Annotated in this window: 20 protein-coding genes; 4 read left to right on the top strand and 16 right to left on the bottom strand. The window is 45.5% G+C overall.

The genetic code is table 11. The features are described 5' to 3' along the window. The first annotated feature begins 9 nt into the window (after positions 1 to 9). Together QMA01_RS01360 and QMA01_RS01355 are read left to right on the top strand one after the other, a co-directional pair. Entirely contained in the window at positions 10 to 861 is an 852-nt protein-coding gene (locus tag QMA01_RS01360; RefSeq protein WP_203339303.1) for a DegV family protein, read from the top strand. Between the two features lie 19 nt (positions 862 to 880). After that, positions 881 to 2215 (top strand): CoA-disulfide reductase, encoded by a 1335-nt coding sequence (locus QMA01_RS01355; RefSeq protein WP_290214165.1) that lies wholly within the window; start codon positions 881 to 883, stop codon positions 2213 to 2215. Between the two features lie 63 nt (positions 2216 to 2278). On the opposite strand, the gene QMA01_RS01350 is transcribed toward QMA01_RS01355, so the two are convergent. The 7 genes from QMA01_RS01350 to QMA01_RS01320 all read right to left on the bottom strand — a co-directional run bounded on the left by QMA01_RS01350 (position 2279) and on the right by QMA01_RS01320 (position 14320). Then, a complete protein-coding gene (locus QMA01_RS01350; RefSeq protein ID WP_191713855.1) occupies positions 2279 to 3745 on the bottom strand; it encodes an alpha-amylase family glycosyl hydrolase in 1467 nt (488 codons plus the stop codon). Positions 3746 to 3996: 251 nt separating this feature from the next. Beyond that, entirely contained in the window at positions 3997 to 4368 is a 372-nt protein-coding gene (locus tag QMA01_RS01345) for a YisL family protein (protein ID WP_191713854.1), read from the bottom strand. Positions 4369 to 4436: 68 nt separating this feature from the next. Further along, entirely contained in the window at positions 4437 to 5336 is a 900-nt protein-coding gene (locus QMA01_RS01340) for a fumarylacetoacetate hydrolase family protein (RefSeq protein ID WP_191713853.1), read from the bottom strand. Between the two features lie 43 nt (positions 5337 to 5379). Further along, the gene (locus QMA01_RS01335) at positions 5380 to 6558 is read right to left on the bottom strand and encodes a DUF418 domain-containing protein (RefSeq protein ID WP_191713852.1); all 1179 of its coding nucleotides are present in this window, start codon (positions 6556 to 6558) and stop codon (positions 5380 to 5382) included. A gap of 10 nt (positions 6559 to 6568) precedes the next feature. Then, a complete protein-coding gene (gene addA / locus QMA01_RS01330) occupies positions 6569 to 10177 on the bottom strand; it encodes a helicase-exonuclease AddAB subunit AddA (protein WP_290214164.1) in 3609 nt (1202 codons plus the stop codon). Beyond that, positions 10155 to 13631: a helicase-exonuclease AddAB subunit AddB gene (gene addB / locus QMA01_RS01325; RefSeq protein WP_290214163.1), complete on the bottom strand. Its 3477-nt coding sequence runs from the start codon at positions 13629 to 13631 to the stop codon at positions 10155 to 10157. The genes addA and addB overlap by 23 nt, the downstream gene beginning before the upstream one ends. Before the next feature lie 77 nt (positions 13632 to 13708). Then, positions 13709 to 14320 (bottom strand): TVP38/TMEM64 family protein, encoded by a 612-nt coding sequence (locus QMA01_RS01320; RefSeq protein WP_290214162.1) that lies wholly within the window; start codon positions 14318 to 14320, stop codon positions 13709 to 13711. 157 nt (positions 14321 to 14477) lie between these two features. Here QMA01_RS01320 and QMA01_RS01315 point away from each other — a divergent pair, with 157 nt between their 5' ends. Next, positions 14478 to 15170 (top strand): AzlC family ABC transporter permease, encoded by a 693-nt coding sequence (locus QMA01_RS01315; RefSeq protein ID WP_290214161.1) that lies wholly within the window; start codon positions 14478 to 14480, stop codon positions 15168 to 15170. Beyond that, positions 15170 to 15475 carry an AzlD domain-containing protein gene (locus tag QMA01_RS01310; RefSeq protein ID WP_290214160.1) on the top strand — a complete coding sequence of 102 codons (306 nt, stop codon included), beginning with the start codon at positions 15170 to 15172 and terminating at the stop codon, positions 15473 to 15475. Before QMA01_RS01315 ends, QMA01_RS01310 begins: the two co-directional genes overlap by 1 nt. A 21-nt stretch (positions 15476 to 15496) precedes the next feature. On the opposite strand, the gene QMA01_RS01305 is transcribed toward QMA01_RS01310, so the two are convergent. The 9 genes from QMA01_RS01305 to QMA01_RS01265 form a co-directional block, all read right to left on the bottom strand. Further along, complete coding sequence (locus QMA01_RS01305; protein WP_203339293.1) at positions 15497 to 15754, bottom strand: CsbA family protein; 258 nt, start codon at positions 15752 to 15754, stop codon at positions 15497 to 15499. Positions 15755 to 15766: 12 nt separating this feature from the next. Next, positions 15767 to 16918 carry a PDZ domain-containing protein gene (locus QMA01_RS01300; protein ID WP_479692275.1) on the bottom strand — a complete coding sequence of 384 codons (1152 nt, stop codon included), beginning with the start codon at positions 16916 to 16918 and terminating at the stop codon, positions 15767 to 15769. A gap of 90 nt (positions 16919 to 17008) precedes the next feature. After that, on the bottom strand, positions 17009 to 18115 hold the full coding sequence (locus QMA01_RS01295) for a trans-sulfuration enzyme family protein (RefSeq protein WP_290214158.1): 1107 nt from the start codon (positions 18113 to 18115) through the stop codon (positions 17009 to 17011). 11 nt (positions 18116 to 18126) lie between these two features. Next, positions 18127 to 18705 (bottom strand): peroxiredoxin family protein, encoded by a 579-nt coding sequence (locus QMA01_RS01290; protein WP_290214157.1) that lies wholly within the window; start codon positions 18703 to 18705, stop codon positions 18127 to 18129. 234 nt (positions 18706 to 18939) lie between these two features. Further along, on the bottom strand, positions 18940 to 20382 hold the full coding sequence (locus QMA01_RS01285; protein ID WP_290214156.1) for a murein hydrolase activator EnvC family protein: 1443 nt from the start codon (positions 20380 to 20382) through the stop codon (positions 18940 to 18942). A 94-nt stretch (positions 20383 to 20476) separates the two neighbouring features. Next, positions 20477 to 21361 carry a permease-like cell division protein FtsX gene (gene ftsX / locus QMA01_RS01280; protein WP_191713841.1) on the bottom strand — a complete coding sequence of 295 codons (885 nt, stop codon included), beginning with the start codon at positions 21359 to 21361 and terminating at the stop codon, positions 20477 to 20479. Next, on the bottom strand, positions 21351 to 22037 hold the full coding sequence (gene ftsE, locus QMA01_RS01275; protein ID WP_191713840.1) for a cell division ATP-binding protein FtsE: 687 nt from the start codon (positions 22035 to 22037) through the stop codon (positions 21351 to 21353). The genes ftsX and ftsE overlap by 11 nt, the downstream gene beginning before the upstream one ends. A 268-nt stretch (positions 22038 to 22305) precedes the next feature. After that, positions 22306 to 22647, bottom strand: a complete 342-nt coding sequence (gene cccB, locus QMA01_RS01270; protein ID WP_290214155.1) for a cytochrome c551 — start codon at positions 22645 to 22647, stop codon at positions 22306 to 22308. Positions 22648 to 22697: 50 nt separating this feature from the next. Then, complete coding sequence (locus tag QMA01_RS01265) at positions 22698 to 23570, bottom strand: YitT family protein (RefSeq protein WP_191713838.1); 873 nt, start codon at positions 23568 to 23570, stop codon at positions 22698 to 22700. Positions 23571 to 23756 lie beyond the last annotated feature (186 nt).

Genomic DNA, 23756 nt, shown 5'->3' with positions numbered 1-23756 from the left:
GGGATTTACATGAGACTATTTGCTGACAGCGCATCTGATTTGCCGAAAGATTTTTTTGAAAATGAAAACGTCGTTTTATTTCCGCTTCGTGTCCATATCGGAAATCAGGATTATGAAGATGTAAGAGGCATTCAATCCATTAAAGTATTTGATGATATCCGTTCAGGCAATCATCCCAAAACATCACAAGTATCACCTGAAGAAATGCTGTCCGCTTTTGAGAAGTTAGCAAAAGATGGTGATGAAGGTTATTACATCGCCTTTTCGTCTGAACTATCAGGCACTTACAGTACAGCCGTAATGGTCTCAGATCAAGTACGCGAGGAATACCCGGAAATGAAGCTCACCATTCTTGATTCTAAAGCAGCATCCCTCGGCTACGGGCTTCTGGTGAAAGAAGCTGCAAAAATGCGGGATGACGGCCAACCGTTAAACAAAATTATAGAAAAAACCCGTTTTATGGCCGACCACCTGGAAAGCCTATTTACTGTCGAGGATTTGGATTATATGGCCAAAGGCGGACGCATCTCTAAAGGCAGCGCTTTTGTAGGCGGGTTATTGAACATCAAACCATTGCTCCACGTAGAAGACGGCAAATTGGTGCCGATTGAAAAATTGCGCGGACGCAAAAAAGTCATCAAGCGAATGATTGAATTGATGAAAGAACGCGGAAGCCAATTAGACCAGCAAACAATTGCCATCAGCCATGGAGATGATGAAGAATTCGCCAATACTTTGAAAGAAGAAATTGAAGAAAACTTCCATCCCCAAAAAGTCGAAATCCATATGATCGGTTCGGTTATTGCTGCACATACGGGCCCCGGCACATTGGCTTTATTCTTCTTCAACAAAATTGAATAAGGAAAGGGCTGACTTTCTTATGAAAAAAATAGTCATTGTCGGTGCAGTTGGCGGTGGAGCAACAGTAGCCGGCCAAATTCGTTTTTATGATCCGGATGCACACATCGTAGTATTCGACCGTGATTCGACGATGTCCTACGCTGCCTGCGGCACTCCCTACGTCATTGGTGGTGTCATCGAAGATGAACGCTCCATCATCATGACAGATCCGGAAAAATTCAAAAAGAAACGCGATGTCAATGTTAAGTTGCAGCATGAAGTGTTGGAAATCGATCGTGAGGGCAAAAAGGTACACGTTCAAAACTTAGTAACAGGTGAGCAATTCCAAGAGTCCTATGACACGTTAATCTTGTCTCCTGGCGGTTCTGCTGTGATGCCTGATGTGGAAGGCATCGAGTCTTCGAAAGTTTTCACTTTGCGCAATTACGAGGACATGCAGCGCATTGACCAATTTATCAAGACACAGCAGCCTAAAAATGCCATCGTCTCAGGGGGAGGTTTTATCGGCCTTGAAATGGCTGAAAACTTGAAGCATCTTGGGTTGGATGTCACACTCGTCCATAAGTCCCCAACCATCATGTCCATTTTAGACACGGACATCTCCTTGCTCATCGAAAAAGAATTAGCGCTTCAAGGCGTGAAGCTTTTGACAGGAACTACGATTGAGAAAACCGAAGGCAAAACGATTAAATTGGGGAACGGAATTGACCTGCAGGCTGATTTCATTATCATGAGCATCGGATTGAAGCCCAATACTGAGCTTGCTGAAAAAGCAGAGTTGAATATCGGCGAAACCGGCGGCATCCAAACCAATGAGTTTATGCAAACAAACGACCCTTCGATTTATGCAATCGGAGATGCTTCAGAGAATTCCGACATGGTCACCGGAGATCCTAAAAGGGTTCCTCTTGCGTCCCCTGCCCATCGCCAGGCGTTCATTGTAGCCCAGCACCTGACAGGGAACAAACTCGCAAAAAAAGGGTTGCTCGGGACTTCTGTTTTGAAAGTTTTTTCACTGACTGCAGCTATGACCGGATTGAACGAACGTTCCATAAAGGATAAGAATCTCCAGTCCGCTACAGTCACTCATACCGGCAACTCGAACGCCGGCTATTATCCGGACCACGCTCAAATCACGTTAAAGGTCCATTACAATCCGGAAACTCGTAAGATTTTAGGCGCGCAATGCATCGGCGGCAAAGGAGTCGACAAACGCATTGACGTGATTGTTACAGCCATCTATGCCGGTTTAACGGTTGATGATCTGCAGGCACTTGAGCTTTGCTACGCGCCTCCCTACTCGTCTCCGAAAGACCCGATCAATATGATTGGCTATAAAGCCATCACTAAATAAAAGCAGAATCAAAAACAGGACGGAAAAGCATATCGCTTTTCCGTCCTGTTTTAGTTTTTGAAACTACTGTACCGCTTTTTCATTTTCTTTTTGTTTTGCAGCATCTGCTTTGCGCTGTTTGCCTTTGCGCCAGACGAACCAAAGGAACAGCATGAACACGACATACATGATAGCAAGTGTTGCAATATAGGCCGTATTGAGGCTGGTTTCTTCAGTAACGTGGAAAACTTCCGCAATTTCACGATCTTGTGTCACACGGTACTCGCCATTTTCTCCTTGGCGAATGATGTCACTTTCAAACAAACCACGAAGCTCCTTGCCTTCTCCAATTACGTCAGTCGACAAATTGAAGTTCTGAGTCGAAGAGGAATTGTTGATGGCGACAATCCATGTCTCTTCATCATTTGAACGTTTGTATACCAGCCACCCATCCTCGTCATGGAGCACTTCCAAGTCTCCTGTCCGCAAAGCGGCAGAGGCATTGCGCAAGGACGTTAGGTCAGTAATATGGTCAACCAGTTCTTTATCTACTGCCATGTCCAAAATTTGATGCGATTCCGTTGCTTCAACGCCATTCATAGCAGCTTCAGAGCCGTATTGAATGACTGGAATTCCAGGCATCGTCAATAATTGAGTCAGCAATAAAGTCCAGCGTGTGGGCGGAAAGCCGTTCACATCGACAATATCGGCCGTAAAGCGCGACCCCAATAGGGAATCGACTTGAATCAGCTTGCCTTCGCTTTGTTCCATGATAGTGGAAATCCCGGTCATGTCCTGATCAAAATTCTTATACGCGGCGCGCAGGGTTTCTTCCACTCCCGGCAAGACCACTGCGTCAAACCCAGGAGTTTCTTCCATTTCACGATCGCTCAGCAAATAGCTGCTCCCCGCGCCTTTCATAGCTTCAGAAAAATCGAGAATAAATGCAGGGTCCAATTGATCGGCATTCTGAAGACGATACCCATCAACTTCGTAGGTTTCCGTGAATTCCTCGAATACTGAGATCAAGGCTTCTTGAACTTCTGAATTCGCTGTATCCAGTGCCAGGCTGCCATCTTCATTTTCTGTAAACCACTCTGGATTTTCAATTGCCCATACATGGTTTTCATTGACTTGTTGCGTTGGAATATCCACAATCACTTTCATTTCCTGGTCGTGGACTTCGGTAACCAGCTCTTTAAATTCTTCATCGGTACCGAAATGGCGTTCAAATTCAGTATAATCCAATACGCTTTTTCCATCATATGTAGCTGTAGAGAATACAGGTCCTATTGAAAGAGCAGTAAAGCCCATTTCTTTAACAAACAGGATTTCACTGGCCATGCCATCGAAATCGCCTCCGTTAAAAGCAGCAGGGTCAACTGCATTCACTTCATAGTCGTTGTCGATCTTTTTGTTGAAATACCGGTCGACCAGTGTATCGTATATGAACTCGTCTTTAAGCTCCAGCTCATCTTGAGCAGATACCGGACTAACCAAAGTCAGCAGCAGCACACTTGTTAAAATGCCTGAAATCCATTTTTTCTTCACTCTAAAATCCTCCTTCAATGAGGTCGTACTTATGTTCCACCCGGTTTATTTTATCAAACTCCAGCTACTGCCGCCATGTTAAGTTAAGGTTTCCTCAGTGACTTGTCCGAGTTTCGTCTAAACTGTGAAAATCGCTTTAGAAAAGCGGAAGCGCCCAACTGAAGGAATGGAAGATATGAGCAGAAAAGCTGAACACTTGCAGCTGAAACAAAAGAAAAAGGCAGGTGCTGGATGCACCTGCCTTACTTTCATTAAAAGAAATCCATACCGACCGGCAACATGAAGCCGATAAACATAGTTGCAAATAGGAATAATGCAAATAATGCCCAGAACATCGTAACCGGTTTTTGTTTCTTCGAACGGACCAATACCATCTCCATCATTCCGATTGTCAAAATGCCCAATAGGAACTTGATGCCGTATACCATCGGATCAGAAGAAGACCATTCAATGAATAAAGTAAGTCCGGTGATGATGATCAAGATATAAAACAATCTCAATACCATGTGTAAAATCTTGCGTCCTTTGCTGTCACGCTGCATGAATGCGGCAATCAGGAATAAAACGATTGCAATGACCCATGTCGTGATGTGTAAATGTGTAGTGTCTGTAAAAATACTCAAAAGCTCACCTCTTCCAATAATGTCCTCTTCAGTTTATCACAAAGCGGACGATGAAAAGAGCTCTGATCTTATGACAAATGTGTGACGAGGGTACCGATTGATTCGATCGACACCTTGATGGTATCCCCCGCTTTTAGGAACTTCGGCGGATTAAAGCCTTTGCCGACTCCGGCGGGCGTACCCGTCAATAATACATCGCCCGGTTCCAATGCCACGTACTTCGAAATTTCAGCTACCAACTCATCCACGCGGCGGATCATTTTTTCCGTATTGCCGTTTTGGCGCACTTCATCATTTACTTTTGTTACAATTGATAAATTCTGCGCTTGCGGAATTTCATCCTTAGTGACAATATATGGCCCAAGCGGACAGGAATCCGGCAAACTTTTCCCAAGAAAATACTGCTGGTGCTTATCCTGCAGATCCCGCGCGGTCAAGTCATTGGCGATTGTGTAGCCAAATACGTAGTCATAAGCCATTTGCTTCGGTATCTTATGCCCGGCTTTGCCGATGACGACAGCCAGTTCCCCTTCATAATCATAGGAATCGGTTAAATCACTATGCACAGAGACAGTTGCCCCATCCGCTGAGATGGTTGCAGGCGCTTTAGTGAAAACCACTAAATCCACAGGCGCTTCCGCTCCCATTTCTTTTGCATGATCGGCATAGTTTTTGCCGACGCAAAGGATATTTTTTGGTGTTTTCGAAATTGGCGGCAACCATTCAATTTCTGAAAAAGAGTGTTTGAATTCTTCAGAGCGGTCAGATTGGACTGCGGCTTCGGTCAGTTTTCGAATTGCTTCCACAAATTCCATGCCTTGCGGAATTCCTTCAATCAGTGAGGCAGGAAACGCAGGCAGAACCTCCAATTGCTGTTGAATGGCAATCAGGTCCCAAACAGCTTCTTCCTTTTTAACTTTTGGTCCGAATCTTTCTTCCCCTGCATAGCGAAATGATAACAGCTTCATTCGTCAAACACTCCTTTTCTTTGATTGAATCCATTATACACATTCAGAGTTTTGAATTGTTAGTTTTTTCGAATTTATTTCCATATGTCCAATTTCTCCAGATAATTTCAAGTGGTCCTCGCTGGAATTTTTCGAACCAGAGCTCCGCAAAAATCACTTGCCCGATGAATATTCCAAGAGCGATCAAGGTTCCTGTCAGCAAATCCACTTGTCCATAAAGACCGAATCCATAGGAATAGAAAATCAATGTTGCCAGGACAGATTGTGTAATGTAAGTTGTCAGCGACATGCGTCCGACTTTCGCCAACGGAGAAAGCAATTTTTGCATGAAGGCATTTTGTGCAAGCAAAGCGATCAGCGCTGCATAACCGATGGCTACAAGCGGCCCGCCGAAAATATCCTGCAGATAGACAAAGGCATAATTCGATTCGAAAAGGAAAGGTGCAGACTTTAATAATAAGCCGACTGTCAGCGGCACAATAGCCAACACCAACCATAATTTGCGTTTTTCCTGTGTCCGCTCAATCAGCCGCCATTTTGCTGCAGCTGCTCCGACCATCAAAAATGGCAGAATCGTGGCAATCAGGACAATGTAGTTGACCAGGTTATTGCTGTAAGTCCAATCCGCCAGGCGCTGGCTGAAGATTTCTGCAAAACTGCCAGACTGATAGGATTGGATGGAACTTTCAATTTCCATATATCCGACATACGTGTTCGGATCCACTGCCACTGCCAAAAACATGATGCCGAGCAGCAACAGGTGCGGTACCGTATAGATGACCGCTGCAAAGGCCATCAGCCAGGCGGATGGCAGGCGGATCATACTGATCAGCAGAAGACCCATGATGGCATAGGTGATCAGTATATCGCCGTACCAAATCAAAAACGCATGAATGATGCCGATCAGCAGAAGAATCAATAACCGTTTGACCGCAAGTGGCATGAATGGCCGGTTCCGCGCTTCTGCACGCATGAATTGCATCGCAAGGCCATAACCGAATAGCATCGCAAACAGAGGATAAAAACTGGCTTGAATAAATATATCAATAACCATGTATATTCCTTCGTTCAAACTCCCATTAAACCATTTGTACGGATCAATATACGACAAAGGTGAATGGAAGGCCAACATGTTGATGATTAAAATTCCCAAAAGCGCGAAGCCTCTCATCAAGTCAATCGCTTTTACTCGTTCATTTATTGAAACGGGCTGTAAGTCCAAAATAATCCCCCTAAATATTCACTTCTTGGCTCGCTGCAAACAAATATAGCAACCTTTCTTTGACCGGGATGCGGAGAATCGCTTCTACCGCTTCCTGATAGACAGTCAGCTGGACGCCATATCGCTCAGCCATTTCCATTTTAACATCATTTAAATGTGCTAGCCTGTCTGTTTTGTAATCAAGCAAAACCCAGCCATCCTGTTCCTCGAAAAGGCAATCGACAATCCCTTGTATAATTTGGTGGTCTCCATCAGCGTCCGCTTTGGCATACGTAAAAGGGACTTCCCGTTTAACATGTTTCGCCGAACGGAGACGTTCAGCAGTGTCGCTGGCATAAAACCGTTCGATTTCTTCAACCTTTACGGCTTTTCCTTCATCGGGCGACAATATTTCCATGCCGACCAAATTGTCGATGAACCCCTTGATTTCCGCAGAATCCATTGTGCGGTCCAATGGAATGTGCTGCATGACTGCATGGACGGCAGTACCGATATCAGCAGCCGATAAGCGTTTGTCCATCATAAAATCCGGACGGTGCAAGAGCATCGTTCGTTCAGGTTTTGCGGTTTGGATAAAGGACTCAGGTTCATCCAGACGCTGAAGCATCTGCAGCCGTTTCATTTCAGTGACTGATTGTTTGGAACGCTTTTCAACCGCCCGTTGATGCGGATAACGAAAATCGAAACGTTCGTTGACAAGCTGCTGATAATCTTCATTTACGTCATCGCCTTTCAGCAATTCTTCCAAATTGATTTCTCCTGGAAGCAATGACTGGGACTCGATGATTTCGATGTGGAAGCGGGAAGAATGCGGCAGCACATTGCCATTGATACTCAATAGCTCTGCAGCATCGGGATGTCTGGCCACGGCCGGACCAATCCAGTCCAAATAGCCTTTGGCACGTGAACGCATGAAATCCGGCAGACGGACATCATTGCCGCCGACTTTCCATTTTTCAAAGAGCTTGTCGATTTCTTTGACAGAAGCCGTCAGAAACAGCCGTTCTTTGGCTCGTGTCATCGCTACGTATAACACCCGCATCTCTTCTGCTTTCATCTGCAGCTGCTTCATTTCCTTGACTGCCAGGAACGGCAAGGAAGTGTATTCGATTCTCGTGTCGGGATTGACCGCTTTGACGGCCAATCCATAATCCTGATCGAACAGATACGATTTTCTAAAATCCATTTCATTGAACGACCGTCCAGTACCGGCAAAAAAGACCACCGGAAACTCAAGTCCTTTTGATTTATGGACCGTCATGAGCCGAACAACATTTTCTTTTTCACTGAGTGATTTGGCGGTTCCCAGATCATCGCCCCGCTCGCGCATCCGATCAATGAAGCGCAAGAAGCGGAATAACCCGCGGAAAGAAGTTTTTTCATATTCCAGTGCCCGGTCATGCAGCGCACGCAAGTTTGCCTGCCGCTGCTTGCCGTTGGTCATGGCCCCTGCCATTTCATAATAATTCGTATCCAGGTAAACCTGCCAGATCAACTCCGCAAGCGAACCCCTGCGTGCCTGGTTGCGCCATCCTTCCAGTTGAAGAACAAAGCGCTGCAGTTTATCAGCCGCAGCCCGGTCGATTCCGGTCCCTGCGCGCATAAAGGTTTTTACTGCTTCATAAAACGAGGCGTTTGGCGCAGCCAAACGGATTTCGGCCAATTCATTTTCTTTTAAGCCGATAAACGGTGCCCGCAAAACGGATGCCAACGGAATATCTTGATACGGATTGTCGATGACGCGCAATGTATTGAGCATGATCATCACTTCCAACGCATCAAAATAACCGCCGTTCAGTTCGGCATACAAAGGAATGCCAGCCATTTTGAACTCATCCACAAAATCTCCCGACCACGTCATAGAACGCATGAGGACGACGATGTCCCGATACTCCAATTTCCGCTGCTGCTGTGTCCACGGGTCATGGACGAGCATTTCCTGATCCATCATCTCTTTGATTTTCTTTGCAATGAAACGTGCTTCCCATTGGGATTTCGCCAAGTCTTCATCCGGCGCTTCCTCTTCGGTTTCAGGTTCATGAATCAACGCCAATTCAATCGGAACCTGCTGCTCCGGATAAGGTGCTTTTGCTTTTAAAGCTGCTGCTTCATCGTAGTCAATTTCCCCTACACGTTGTCCCATGATCTGCGAGAAGATGTAATTGGTGCCATCCAGTATCTCTTTGCGGCTTCTGAAATTCGCATTCAAGTCGATGCGCAGTCCCGTGCCTTCCGCATCATGGCTGAACCTGGAATACTTCCCTAAAAAAAGCATGGGTTCTGCAAGGCGGAACCGGTAAATCGATTGTTTGACGTCGCCTACCATGAAGAGGTTTCCATCCTGTTCATTTCCGGACTTCACTAAGTTCAAAATGGTTTCCTGAAGCATATTGGTGTCCTGGTATTCATCGACAAGCACCTCTTTAAAGCGATTTTGGTACTCTTTCGCAATTGCAGACGGTTTCCCCTCATCTGACAGGATTTCCAGCGCATAATGTTCCAAATCCGAGAAGTCAACCAATGCCCGGTCGATTTTCAATGCTTTATAGCGATCGGCGAAAAGCTGTGTCAGTTCCACCAATGTAGCCATCATCGGTGCCATTTCACGCATCTCGTCAAGCAGGCGCTTAGGCGTCCGTGTAAAATACGAATCAAACAGCCCCGTAACGATTTTCTTCACATCGTTGCGCATGCCTTTCGCTTCTTCAGCAACTGCAGGGTCGCAGGAATCCTTTTTGATGCTTGCTGCTTTCTCAAATTTAAACGACTTTGAAAAATTATATAAGCTGTCCCAGGATATCTCCAAAGCGGCAATTGCCGCTTTGATTACTTCTGCATCCGTTTTGAATGTTTCTTCCAACAAAGCAGGTCCATCCGGCTGCAATGCCAATTGCTGACCTTGTTGCGTCAACTGCAGCGCTTCCTCTAGTGCATGACGTATGGTCAGCTTTAAGTCGCCGATAAAAGGCAGTTCATCGATAGTGGCAGTTTCCGGAACCGCATATAAAGCCGGAACCTGCTGAAGCCACTCTTCCGGATCAGGATGCACCCGGGAATAGTCGTAAAGCTTGCTCAACAGGACTTCCATCGCCTGGTCACTGCGATCCGAAGTAAAGCTGTCTGCCAGCCGGTAAACCGCGTCAGCCCCTTCTCCTTCGTAGGATTCCTCCAGAACCGACTCAAGGACATCGTCCCGCAACAGGGCAGCTTCAGTATCTCCTGCAATCCGGAAGCCGGGATCAATTTCCAGCAGATAGGCATACTGTTTCACCACCTGCAGGCAAAAAGAGTGCAGAGTCGAAATCTGCGCTTTATTGATCAGGCGCAATTGCTTTCTCAAATGGGCCGATTCCGGGTTTTCAGCCACCGCTTTTTCCAAGGCTTTGGACATACGATGGCGCATTTCCGCAGCTGATGCGTTAGTGAAAGTTACGACAAGCAATTCATCCACTGATATCGGTTCTTCTTCAGCCAACACTTTTTCAATCATCCGATTGATCAGGACGGCTGTTTTACCCGATCCAGCTGCAGCTGAAACAAGCATATCCTGGCCCTTGGCCCATATCGCCTGCCATTGTTCATCAGTCCATGTGGCATCAGTCGGTTTCTTCGGTATCATCTTCAGCGGTCTCCTTTCTGATCAATTCTACTGCCTTGTCCGGAGACAATGCCGGCAGTTTCCGGTAAGTTTGCGCCGGGTCCGCCGGATCGAATTGGCAGACTGAACGGTAAGAACAGAATTGGCAAGGTGTATCTTCCTTCACTTTATATGGTGTAATGCTTGTATTTCCATCCAATATGCCATTGCCCGCGCTCTGGTGCTTGCCGCGGACATAACGGCGAATTGCCTGCATGTCTTCTTTCATTACGGTTTTCGATTGGGAAGCAGACACAGTGCCGCTCTTATTGAGCCTTACCGGTATGACATTCGAATAACCGTCAATCGCTTCATCCATTGCCTGGATCACTTCCGGATCTTCGACGACCAACCCATTCATCTTAAAGGACTTAGCCATCTCTTCTTCCAGCTCCTCCTCTGTCATCAGCTTCGTCAACTTCAACATGGGGTTGTGCATATGGAAATAAAGCACTCCGGCAGGTTCTGCCTCTTCCCCTAGCCAACGGTCTGAATGTGTCAATGCCACATCCAGATAGGTAAACGTCTGAAGGGACAAGCCATGATAGACATTTCCGAGGTCAAGTCCTTGCTTCGATGATTTGTAATCAACCACGCGCAAATAAGGTTTGCCATGAATTTCAGTCGAATCAATCCGATCGATACGGCCGCGCACATTCATTTTCCGGCCATTTTTCAACGGAATATCCAGCGGCGGAATCGTTTCTTTCGGACCGAACCCAACTTCCAGGGCAACCGGCACGAATCCTGAAACTTTGGCATGCTTGCTGAGCATGAACGCTGTCTGGCGGATAATTCCTTCCAATTTATATTGGATATACCGATAGCGGTGGGAACTGATCAGGATGTGGTTGACGAAATAAGGCGAAAGCTGTTCAATCGCTTCTTTTGCCAAGTCCTGGCATTGTTTCCGAGTCAGTGATGACCAAGATACGCCGAGCCTCATGACTTCATCAGATATCCACTTGATCGCTGCATGGAAAAGGTCCCCCATCGCCGGCGCTGCCAATTTGTACTGGCTGCGCTCTTCCAGACGCAGGCCGTAAGCAACATAATGCGCAAACGGACAGCTATAATAGGTTTCCACACGTGAAACACTGGAAGAAATCGGCGTGCCGTACAACGGTTCAGCAATATCTTGCCGCAGCGGATCTGCAATATTCGGTTTGATCGGTGCTAAAATGCGTTTGATGACCGAAGACCAAAACGGATCGTCTTCGTAATAGTTCAAAACAGCGCGCCATTCGGCAGTTAAGTCACCGCTGCGGATCTGCGAAGTCAAATAAGCCAGGCTTGCACGCGGATGCGAAATATAAGCCATTGGGGACACGTCCAACAGTTCTTCCGGATCGATGACCGCAGGCACCGTGTCGATCGACAGCATATCCTTCAGTTTCTGGATATAAAGCGATGGCAACAGCGCTTTTCCTTCTTCATCTGCAATCGGATAGGAAACTGTCAATACATCCGAAGCTGACGTGAATGCCCGGTAGACCATATACGTTTCATCCATCAGACGCATTTTCGAAGTAGGTGCCAGCTCGAAACCGATCTGGGCAAACCATTCACGGTCCGTATCGGTCAAAATCCCTTCCTGTTCGATGCGTTTCGGCAATACGCCGTCATTGGCTCCGATGACGAATACCGACTTGATATCCATCAGGCGCGCCAAATCGATTTTGGACACTGTCACTTGATCCAAAGATGGCGGGATGCGGGAAAACTCCAGCGTTTCAAATCCTTCATCCAGAATTTTGACAGCTGTAGCCAAATCGATTTCTTTGTCTCCGAACATCAGCACAAACTGATCAAGGACACCCACCCATTGATTCCACGCCTGTTCATGCTCGGTTGCAGCCAATAGGCGATGTTCATTTTCTTCGCGTTCTTTCAAATCTTGGATCTTCGCGTAAACGTCCATCTTTTCCACGAAAAGAAACAAAGCTTCCGCAATGTCTCTGCCTGTTTTGCTTTCTTTCATTTGCTCTTTCAATTGTGCCAGTGGATCTCGAATCAAGTCACGGACTGCATGCAGTTCCATTTGGGCCGCCAATTCTTCGTCTGTTTGGATGGACGTATGAAATTCCAGTCCCTTGTATTTCTTAAAGAACCAGCGCTTTTCTTCAAACCAGCGTTCTCCATAAATGCCGTTGGCGATAACGAAGTTCTCCAGCAGATCGCTTCGCTCCCGCCATTTTGTTGCAGGACCACGCGGAAAGAATAAATCCGTTTTGACCGCCCGGAAAACCGACTCATAGGAGTAATTGGAGACAGCCGATTCAAGGACCGAGCGGCTGAACTCAATTAAGGGATGATGCAGCATCGATTTTTTCTGGCTGATGAAATAGGGAATATCATATTGCGGAAAAATCGTGTTGATCAATTCATCATAGATTTCCGGCTGGCGGTACAAAATGGCGATTTCGTTATAGCGCATTCCTTTTCTGGCCTGGTCTCTGATACTCCGTGCCACGGCATGTAACTCTGCTCTTCTGTTTGATGATTCCACCAAAGATACATGGCCTTGCCCTTGCATTGTCTGAATCGGATAATCATCAAAATGCTGTTCGATATGCTCCAGTTCCGGATGCGCAAACCTGCGCGGAACATCCAAATGCACTGGCTGGTCAATTTCAATGCCGTCTTTTGCAGCTTGTTCACTGAGCCGGCGTGCCGTGTTGGCAGACTGATAGAAAAGGGCCTGCTCATCGTTGGAATCTGTGCGGTCATCCATCGGCAAGGCAATCGTCACCGATTTGGCATGCCTCATCAATTCAAACAGAATTTCATATTCTCTTGCAGTGAATGTGACAAATCCATCGATATAGACGGTCGCTGATTTAATCAGCTCGGAATAAGGGATTTTTTCGCTCAGCAAAGCCAGGTGCCCTTCAGAATCCACAAAGACTTTGCCCAGGCGGCTTTCGATTTCAGTTAAAATCAGCTCCAGGTCTTCGGCCTTATCGAGCAAGGTTCTGGGCGCCCCTGCTTCTGTTAGGGATGAACGAATGGAACTCAATTCTCCACAGTCCACACAATAGCGGGCGAATTCTTTCACCAACTGCTCGATTTGATCCGTAAAGCCCCGTTTTCCAGCCGCTCTACGGAATAATTGAAAGTCGTCCCGATGTTCTTCCAGCAAGCTTCGGATCAGCATCCGGTAACCAAAGGTATCAACTTCTTTTCTGCTGATGCCGCCGACTTCCTGCAGCACGCGCCAGGCCAGCCGTTTAAAAGTGACTGCCTGGGCACGGATCATGCCATTCATGCCATAGGCGGCAGAAAGGCGATACTCGGTAGAAAACGACATCTGGTCAGGCACGATGAGAAAAATCGGTTCTCCATCGGCTTGGCGCTGCAGTTCTTCCACAATTTCTTCCTGTAGATAACGAGTTTTCCCCGCTCCTGCTCGGCCGTATACAATGCGTAAAGACACATGATCACTCCTCAATTAAGAACGTTTGTTCTAATTATACGACTAACTGAATTTGATTGCCAATTATAGAAAAGCTTTTAGGATTGGCGCTTTTTACGTTCTTCGCTTGCCAAACGGAAATCCGCTTCGACTTTTTTGTGCAGCCTTTTCTCAAGAATTTTTCCGATGATGTAAAGGAGGACGATCACCAAGATGACAATGGCCGTTCGAATGGGTTGTGTAAACAAAGCCCGCAGGTCATAACCGACATATGAAATCGTAAAGACCATGACGAACTTGCCTGCCATGACCGTCAATAAATAATAATGCTTGCGGATATTGGACAAACCCGCTACGAGATTGACCAATGCTGAAGGTGTAAAAGGCAGGCACAACAGCAGGAACAGCGGGCCGAACCCATTTCGCTCCACCCAGTGGATCAATTTCTGCACTTTTTCATGCCTTGTCATAAAATTCATAAACCGGGCACGGCCATACTTGCGGATTACTAAAAATACTGCATATGCTCCTACTACAGAGCCGCTCCAGGACAGCAAAAAGCCGACCCACAGTCCATAAGCCGTAGCATTCGCAAAGACGAAAACGAACAATGGCAAAAAGGGCAGAAAGGCTTCAAAGAACGGCAATAAAAAACCAATGATTGGACCGAAAGCCCGGTAGGATTGTGTCAATTCAACAATATTCTCCATGGAAAAAAAATCCGACATAAGCTCAGTCCTTTAAACTACCTATTTTTTAGAAATGGTCTGCAAAATTTTAAAGATTATATGATATGCTATTATAATTACTTTACACTCTTTCAAGAGGTTTGGAAAAGGAAATACTTAATCACAAGGAGCGAGAAAAATGAATGGTCGTGAGTTCTCGTCCGGGCTGAAGGCTGGAACGAGCATAGCCGTCGGTTATTTTCCGATAGCATTAACCTTTGGTTTGTTGGCTAAAACCACTGGTCTATCACTGGTTGAAGCTGTAGCGATGAGCATTTTCGTCTATGCGGGTGCTGCACAATACATATCCCTATCACTCATTACTGCCGGAGTGGCACCAGCGGTCATTGTATTAAACACGTTTATCGTCAACATTCGCCACTTTCTTATGACGGCCGCACTCAATGAAAAGATGCAGCCGGACGACCGGTGGAAAAAAGCGCTGTACGCTTTTGGAATTACAGATGAATCTTTTTCAGTGCTGGCTACACAAAAAGGACATAAATTAAGCACTGCTTTTGCTGTAGGTGTCATTGTCATCGCCTACGGAAGCTGGGTCATTTTTACAGCAATCGGCCATTTAATCGGAGCCAACTTGCCTCAATTTCTCCAGGCTTCCATGTCGATTGCACTGTACGCCATGTTTGTCGGCCTTTTAGTGCCTTCGATGCGCGGCAATCGAAAAGTGGTCAGCCTCGCCCTTATTGCCGGGGCGGTCAATTCCTTATTTTATTTTACTGAATGGCTGTCCACCGGCTGGGCAATCATGGTTTCGACTTTGGCGTCCGCCATTTTCATTGAATGGATTTCCCGGAAAGGTGTGACACACTAATGGGCTCTTGGTACTGGTGGATGATACTTGGCATGGCAGTGGTGACCTATATCCCGCGCGCCGTTCCACTTACTTTTTTGGAAGGCAAGGAACTGCCTCAAACCCTTCAGAATGTTTTGCGCAATATTCCTTATGCCGTTTTGGGTGCTTTGATTTTTCCGGCGATCTTTTTTATTCAGGAAAATATTTGGTATGGCATAATTGGCGCAGTTGCCGCATTCGGCATCGCTTTTACCGGAGCCAATGTCATGGTAGTGGTCCTCGGTTCGATTGCCGTATTGGCAGTTTTAAGTTTAATCATTTAAATTTATCCAGCAAAAAAGCCGTTACTCATTTTCATGAGCTTCGGCTTTTTTTCTGCGGTTGAACATATTTGTGGAATACCAGAATCCGGCGGTTAAAGAAGCTGCATTGGCAATGAACAATAGCCATGTGTGGGTATAACCCGCATAGACAGCCGCCGCCATAAGCGCCACAGTCAAAATCAATGCAACAATGTGGTTGAACGTGACTCTCGTAAACAAAATGACGAGCAGCCCAGGCACCAGCAGAGACAAGAAAAATTTCGTTACCATTGATTCCATTTAGTTAGCTCCTTAATTGACTACTAATAACCCCAGACGATGATGGTCATGCCGGAAAATGACATGCTGGCGCAAACGAACTTCCAGGTTATGGTCCAGCACTTCCAGACGGCAATGTGCCGCGTTGACTTGAATTGCTTCATACAGCTCTGATTCATTCGTAATAGCGATACCGTTTACTTTACGGATCACTTCGCCGCGCAGCAAGCCCATTTTGTCAGCGGGAGAACCCGGCAAAACATCGACGATCATGACGCCTTGAGATTGTGGAGTTACAGCGTAATTGCCGCTGCGTTCTTTCATTGCAAAACGGATAGCAATGGCGATGCGGCCGATTACTCCAGCTGCCAATGCTACTACTGCCAACGGCTGCCATAACAATGCAGCTAACCCGACAACCAGAATGCCGATCCCCAAAGTGGAGACCGCTTTGGCGACTTGCGGATATAGATACACTGGCAAGGTACGCTGCGAGCGCCCCTGAAAACCAAAGATGAACGGGAACAAAATCAGCGAAAAGCTGGATTCGCCGATCGGCAATTGAGGCCAATAAGGTGCATATGATTCAATCAATGAACCTGGCACCACCAATAAGATCGGCAGCAGCCACAAACGTTTCGAAATGTAAGCAGCAGCCTTAAGGCCCCGTCCTGACTTATGCAAACGCGGAGAAGCGGCTTCCGCTGCCGCTCTGCCGATCATTTTGCCTTCTGCGAATACTAATGCTCCTGCAATCAACGCAACCGGAACGAGCCATTCGTAAGAAAAAGCCACTCCTTCAAATTTGAAAAACCCGAAATTCAAGGTCCAATCATTTGCACTGAACAACCAACTTAACCCTACAGCGGCGGCAGACAAATAAATGAATGAACCTGCCTGGTAAAAAGTTGTGGCCATCAATACGATGGAAACGATGCTCAAAGCAATCAGCCAATCCATCGGTACAACCAGCCCGATTCCTGCAAACAGCACAGAAAAGATTAGGGCATACAGCCAGCCATCTTTCATAAGCCGCTTGAATTCCGTCAGACCATAGACAATACGGATCCTGAAAATCTTTCTTTCTTTCTTAACTCTGTAATATCCCAATAACACTGCAGCAAGCAATGCTATGTAAAAAACCGGATTCACAAAAAATCTGCCTATAGCTACTATTAAATCCATTATCACTGTTCTTACACCATCCTATCACCGGCAATTGACTTTAGTTATTATTGTACCAAAGAAAACCGGCTTTCTGCACTTCTTTTTCAGTTAATCAAAAGCGGCACCCAATTGTTCCAAAATATCTTCAGTGCCTTCAATTCCAGCAGACAGCCGGATTACTTGGCGTGTCACGCCGATTTTCTCTTTTTCTTCTGCAGACAACGCCCGGTGCGAGGTTCCGTAAGGATACGACACTGTTGTTTCGACGCCTGCCAAAGTCGGCACGATTTTTATCCAACCAAGAGATGAAAAGAATTTCGATACATCAACTGCTTCAGGCAATTCGAATGACACGATGGCCCCCACTCCCGGATGCCAGACGCGGGCTTTGTCTTTCAGGAAAGCAGCAATTGCTACAGCATTTTCGGTTTGTGTCTTCATTCGCAGCGCCAGCGTTTTGATTCCCCGAATCGTCAGCCAGGCTTCAAAAGGGCTTAAGTTCAATCCTAAATTCACCACACGTTTTTCAGCGATGCCAATCAGATCGGCATCCCCTACCAAAACACCCGCTGTGACGTCACTGTGGCCACCAAGATACTTAGTCGCACTGTGAGCAACCAAATCAGCACCAAGAGCATAAGGCGTCATTGTGTAAGGCGTAGCGAAGGTGTTGTCAATCATGAGCCGGACACCGTAATGCCGTTTCAATTGTCCCAGAGCTTCGATATCTTCCAGACGCAAAAATGGATTGGTGATCGATTCACTGAATACCAGTTTGACTTCAGGGAAATCGACTAAAATCTGTTCAATCTCATTGATATTCGAAAAATCAGCAAAATGGACCTGAATTCCCATCAGCACCAGTTCTTCCTTCAACAAATGAAAAGTTCCGCCGTAAACATCCTGTGCTGCCAGGATATGGTCTCCGGTTTTCACCACCGACAAGATTCCCGCCAAGATAGCCGAAGTCCCGGAAGATGCCGAAACGCCTCTAGGGGCTCCTTCGAGATCAGCTACAGTCTGGCCAAGTGCATCGGTATTCGGATTAGCTGTACGAGAATACAAATACGTTCCATTTCCTTCGTAATAACCTTCAAGCTCTTCCAACGAAGAGAAAGAAAAAGCGGAAGTCTGGTAAAGCGGCATAACTTTTGATTGGATTGTCCGTTCTTTCATTGTTGCAGTGTGTACGGATTTCGTTTCAATTGAGGTCATTAGTCCATCTCCTATTCCAATTCTTGAATCAGTTGCTCCATCATCGTTTCATCCATCGGGCCTACTACTTTGTTCTGAATGCGTCCTTCTGTATCGATTGCATATGAAGTCGGAATTGATACCGCCTGATATAAAGCTCCCACATCCCCGTTTTCATCCATCGGAATCGGGAACTCCAATCCAAATTCTTCGACAAAATCTTCGATCTTCCCGAGTCCCTTGTCTTCAGTCGTTAAATTGACTGCCAGAATCACGACATTTTCATCTGTTGCCTGCTCGTCATAATAGGTTTGCATATGCGGCATTTCGGCTCTGCAAGGAGGACACCAGGTAGCCCAGAAATTCAGCAGCACTTTCTTTCCCTGATAGTCCGACAATTTAACTTCTTCGCCATCCAATGTAGTCAACAGAAAATCCGGTGCTTTTTCACCTTTGGCAAGGCCTTCCTCTGTCGGCAAAAAATCCACATCGCTGCCGATTGCCATGCCATCCAATGCATCAGAATCCGCCATGTTATTCTTCACAGCTCCTATTACAACAATGGCTATCATAACAGCCAACACTAATAAGCCAATTATCTTTTTAGGCATCTGTTATTCACTCCATTCAACTTTCATCCCGTTTTAACAAACGGGTGATCCACTGGACGTAAAAGTCCGATTGGATCAACTAACAATCAATGGGGGATGAAGAAACCCACATAAATTGAAGTTTCTCTTTATCATACGATAAATCAGGTGACTTGTTCCACTATGTTTATTGCGAAATGTGACAGAATCGCAGAATAGAAAAACAGCCGGCATCACGAGGCCGGCTGTTTGTACTTATAAAGAAATATAGCTTGCTGGATTCACTGCGTTTGTCCGTCCGCCATTCCAAGGTCCAACATGGATTTCGAAATGCAGGTGATCACCGAATGAACGTCCAGTGTTCCCCATTCCGCCAACTTTTTGTCCCTGTGAAACTTGCTGTCCGACTGACACGCTAATCGAATTCAAGTGTGCATAAACAGTCGCATGCGTTTGTCCGTTGATCGAGTGAGTAATGATAACTACATTGCCGTAGCCGCCCATCGATCCTGCATAAGAAACGAATCCGTTCGCTGCAGCTACAATTGTAGTGCCTTTGCTGTTGGCAATATCTACGCCCTGGTGGAATTCCGGACCAGAACCGATATCACGCCAGCCGAATTTAGAAGTGAAGCGTCCAGCTGCTGGACGAATAAATCCTGAGCTTGCGCTTACTGACACTGCTGGTTCAGGAGCACTGTAAGCTGGAGCCGGCGTTGAAGCCGGTGCACTTACTGCTGCCGGTGCTTTGGCTGCTTGAGATTTGCTGGCTGCTTTTTCTGCTGCCGCTCTTTCAGCTGCTGCACGTTCTGCTGCAGCGCGTTCTGCCGCCGCTTTTTCTGCTGCTGCTTTTTCTGCTGCTGCACGTTCTGCCGCTAGCTTACGTTGGCGTTCTTCTTCAGCTTTTCTCGCCAATTCTGCCAGACGCGCTTGTTCATTAACGATTTTTGTTTCAAGATCAGCACTTATATCAATTGCTTCATCGCGTTGTTGCACGAGTGAAGTTTTCTCTTTTGCCAAGCGTTCCTGCTCAGCTTTCAAATCTTTCACGAGGCCTGCTTGCTGCGCTTTTTGGCCTTCCAATGATTCCTTTAAATTAACAAGTTCTGCACGGCGTTCTTCCTGCTCTGCAAGTTTTGTTTCAACTAAAGCCTTTTGTTCGCCCAATAGCTTTTTATCTTCCGCCTGTTCTGTCATGATTTCGCGATCTGCATCAATCAATGTATTGACTGCTGAAAAACGGTCAATAAAATCAACAAAACTATTGGCACCCAGTAATACATCTATGTAATCCACAGAGCCGCCGCTCAATTGGATAGCACGTGCACGTTCCTGAAGAAGCTCTGTACGTTCAGCAATTTTTCGTTCCAGTTCTTCAATTGATTTCTGCAGCTCTTCAATCTCAACGATTGTTTGATCAATTTCGCCTTGAACTCCATTAATTTTTGACTGGGTTTCTTGCATTTGGTTCTCCAACTCCTGGATTTTAGCCATGATGCTCTCCAGTGTAGATTGGTTTTGATTCATTTCGTTGGATTTTTCACTGATTCCAGAATTTAATTCATTTTGTTTTTGTTCTACTTTTTGTTGTTCTTGCTGTAATTCACTCAATGTATCTGCATTTGCTGTTGGAATCAACAAGGTAAGTGCTAATACCGATGAAACACCAGTCAACATCCATTTCGACTTCGAATTCAAGTTCGTGATCCCCTTTCGGCTTTACGCTCTTTTTCTATCTATTTCCGTTTTTTCTATGTAAACGGCCTACATGCAGGCCGTTTCTAAATCTATGTTACACACGCAAGAATTTTCTGATGGACATGAAGCTTCCCCAAATCCCGATAAATACACCCATCAGCAAGATCAAGGCGCTTACCTGGTAAATGAATGGTGTAAACTCCAATAGCTGGAACAGTTCGCCACTCAAGCGGGGCTGTGCAAATTCGGTGATTTTGCTGTAAAGCAATGCTACAAGACCAATTGGAATGATGGAACCTAACAGGCCAAGCCACATACCCTCCAAAATAAATGGAATTCGGACAAACCAGTTTGTTGCACCCACCAATTTCATGATTTCAATTTCACGTCGTCTCGCAACAATTGTGATTCGAATCGTATTGGAAATCAAGAACATGGCTGTAAACAGCAATGCAAGGATTAAAATCAACCCGACATTTCTTCCGGCATTCAAGAAATTAAAGAGTTTTTCTATTTTGCCTTCTCCGTACTTCACATCTTCTATATGTTCAAAAGCCGCTATATCTGTGGCCACTTTTTCAGTTTGCTGCGGGTCAAGTGCTTTTACATAAAAAACATCGAACAATGGATTGCTTTGTTCGAATAAGCTTAACTCGTCCCCAAAATCAAGAACCAAGTCAGTCAACTCTTCTTCTTTTGTCGAGAAGTTGGTCGATTCAACACCAGGCATTTCAGTTATTTTCGATTCCAGGTTCTGGACCGTCTCTTCCGAAGCGTCCAAGGAAACGAATACTTTGATTTCAACATCGTTTTCAAGATCATCGGCCACTTTGTTCAAGTTCATCATGATAAGAACAAATACCCCGACCAACAATAACGTTACTGTTACAGCACTTACAGATGCAAATGTCATCCAGCTGTTTCTTCCGATGCTTTTGAAACTTTCTTTGAAATGGCGTACCAATGTTCTACCCTTCATAGCCGTAATCACCTCCAGCTACATCACGGACAATTAATCCGCCTTCTATTGCAATAACGCGATGTCTGAGCGTATTGACGATTTGTTGATTATGCGTTGCCATAATTACAGTTGTTCCTGCTTTGTTGATCCGCTCGAACAAATTCATGATGTCCCATGCTGTCTCCGGATCCAGGTTTCCAGTCGGTTCATCCGCTATCATTACTTTCGGCATGTTGACGATCGAACGCGCAATTGAAACACGTTGCTGTTCGCCACCGGATAATTCAGTCGGAAACATTTTGGCTTTGTGCTTCAAGCCAACCAGATCCAATACTTCCATGACACGCTTTTTGATTGCTTGTGGTTTTTCTTCAATTACTTCCAAGGCAAATGCTACATTTTCATAAACATTCAACTTCGTCAGTAATTTGAAATCCTGAAACACGACTCCGATCTGACGGCGCAGCATCGGAACTTTTCTGTTCTTCAATGTTGCTATATCGATATCATCCACAAACATCTGGCCTGAAGATGGACGTTCTTCGCGATACATCATTTTGATGAATGTTGATTTCCCTGCTCCACTCGGACCTACAATATATACGAATTCTCCTTGTTCGATTTCAACGTTCAGACCGTTCAAAGCGACAATGCCATTCGGATATTTCTTGTAGACATTTTTCATTTGAATCATTTTATTACCCACCTATTATTAATTGGCTAAATGCCAAAATTATTTCCATAGAATTTTGCAGCAAACTCATTATAACACCTTAAACATATATTTTTATTACATTTCTGTATCATTTAAAATTCAATCTGAATAATCAGAACTATATGAAAAAATACTTCTTGTCCTAATTATAGACCTTTTAAAAACTATTTTTTTCCTTTTTCTAGACATAAATATGCTATTCGGACCTATTTTTTGGCAAAAAAAATAAATCTGCTAATTAGCAGATTTATTTCATGCTTGCTAAGTACTCTGCAACAGCATCGGCTTCTTCACCTTCAATGATGTTTGCTGGCATTGCACCTTTACCATTTTCGATTACTGAGCGAATTTCATCTTGCGATAAACGCGAACCAACATTGTTCAAAGGCGGGAAATTCCCTGCACCTTCCAGGTTTTCACCATGGCAGGAAATGCAATTTTGCTGAACCACTTGTTCCGCATCCACCGCTGCTGCTTCTTCACCGCCACTGTCAGCAGGTGCCTCTTCCGGTTCAGTCGTATCTCCGCCGCCGCACGCACCAAGGATAAGTGCTGATCCGAATAATATAGCCATCAACTGTTTTTTCATTTGGTGACCTCCTCAGATGTATTATCTCTTCCTATTAGAGTATACCAAAGTTACGCCCGTTTAAAACCTTCACCTAAAACTTCTGAGGCATCCGAGACAATAACAAATGCGGAAGGATCGATAAATTTCACCAATTGTTTCAGTTTCGTAAATTCCGTTTGAGGAATAACCACCATCAATAAAGGTTTTTCTGTTCCCGAATAACCTCCGGTTGCAGCCAATTCTGTAACCCCCCGGTCCACTTCTTCATAAATGGCATCACGGATCTCCATTTGTTTTGTAGTAATAATATAAACCAATTTGGATTGGCCAAACCCTACCTGGACAAGGTCGATGGTTTTGGTCGTCACGTAAAGGCCGATCAATGCATAAAGGCCTTTCTCGATATCAAATACCAATGCCGCAGCCAATACGATAAATCCATCAATCATGGCAACACTTGTCCCGAGCGTCAGCCCAGTAAATTTGGTAATGATCTGAGCGGCCAGATCCGTCCCGCCTGTAGATGCTTTCCCCCGGAATACGATTCCTAATCCAAGACCAACCATGATCCCTCCGAACAAAGCCCCAAGCAAAGGATCACGCGTCCATGGTTCCCATGATTCCGTCAGAAAGACGACAAACGGAAGGAATACGGTCCCTACAGCCGTTTTAACGCCAAAATTTTTCCCTAATAAAATCAAGCCTGCAATAAACAAAGGGATATTGAATGCCCATTGCACAAATGCTGGTTTCCATTCAAATAACCCTTTCAATAAAGTACTGATGCCACTTACTCCGCCCGAAGCTACTTCGTTAGGCAGCAAAAACACGTTAAAGGAAATGGCCACAATCGCTGAGCCGATTATGACACTGGCATAATCTATGAAAACCGTCAGCAGTGGATGTGGATCTTTACGGATACGTCTATTTTTTTTAGCCATCTGTTTCTTCCTCTTCTCTGTTATGTTCGGTTAAACCCTGTCAGAGTATACCAAACGCATGGAACTTTGTGAACTTCATTCAAGTAAAGCAGGGCATTCGCCAGACACCCAAAGAAAAAACGCCGCGAAAGCTCATTGGCTTTCGCGGCGTTCGTCTAGAACTGCAGCAATTTTTCACAATCCACT

It is taken from the genome of Planococcus notacanthi (assembly GCF_030407825.1).
Lineage (GTDB): Bacteria > Bacillota > Bacilli > Bacillales_A > Planococcaceae > Planococcus > Planococcus notacanthi.
This window is presented reverse-complemented; position numbering and strand designations above follow the sequence as displayed.

Excerpts from the sequence above, each read along its gene's own strand:
- QMA01_RS01360 (WP_203339303.1), top strand. The coding sequence starts at position 10 with ATGAGACTATTTGCTGACAGCGCATCTGATTTGCCGAAAGATTTTTTT.
- QMA01_RS01355 (WP_290214165.1), top strand. The coding sequence starts at position 881 with ATGAAAAAAATAGTCATTGTCGGTGCAGTTGGCGGTGGAGCAACAGTA.
- QMA01_RS01340 (WP_191713853.1), bottom strand. The coding sequence starts at position 5,336 with ATGAAGCTGTTATCATTTCGCTATGCAGGGGAAGAAAGATTCGGACCA.
- addA (WP_290214164.1), bottom strand. The coding sequence starts at position 10,177 with ATGATACCGAAGAAACCGACTGATGCCACATGGACTGATGAACAATGG.
- QMA01_RS01320 (WP_290214162.1), bottom strand. The coding sequence starts at position 14,320 with ATGGAGAATATTGTTGAATTGACACAATCCTACCGGGCTTTCGGTCCA.
- QMA01_RS01315 (WP_290214161.1), top strand. The coding sequence starts at position 14,478 with ATGAATGGTCGTGAGTTCTCGTCCGGGCTGAAGGCTGGAACGAGCATA.
- QMA01_RS01310 (WP_290214160.1), top strand. The coding sequence starts at position 15,170 with ATGGGCTCTTGGTACTGGTGGATGATACTTGGCATGGCAGTGGTGACC.
- QMA01_RS01305 (WP_203339293.1), bottom strand. The coding sequence starts at position 15,754 with ATGGAATCAATGGTAACGAAATTTTTCTTGTCTCTGCTGGTGCCTGGG.
- QMA01_RS01300 (WP_479692275.1), bottom strand. The coding sequence starts at position 16,918 with ATGGATTTAATAGTAGCTATAGGCAGATTTTTTGTGAATCCGGTTTTT.
- QMA01_RS01295 (WP_290214158.1), bottom strand. The coding sequence starts at position 18,115 with ATGACCTCAATTGAAACGAAATCCGTACACACTGCAACAATGAAAGAA.
- QMA01_RS01290 (WP_290214157.1), bottom strand. The coding sequence starts at position 18,705 with ATGCCTAAAAAGATAATTGGCTTATTAGTGTTGGCTGTTATGATAGCC.
- ftsX (WP_191713841.1), bottom strand. The coding sequence starts at position 21,361 with ATGAAGGGTAGAACATTGGTACGCCATTTCAAAGAAAGTTTCAAAAGC.
- ftsE (WP_191713840.1), bottom strand. The coding sequence starts at position 22,037 with ATGATTCAAATGAAAAATGTCTACAAGAAATATCCGAATGGCATTGTC.
- cccB (WP_290214155.1), bottom strand. The coding sequence starts at position 22,647 with ATGAAAAAACAGTTGATGGCTATATTATTCGGATCAGCACTTATCCTT.
- QMA01_RS01265 (WP_191713838.1), bottom strand. The coding sequence starts at position 23,570 with ATGGCTAAAAAAAATAGACGTATCCGTAAAGATCCACATCCACTGCTG.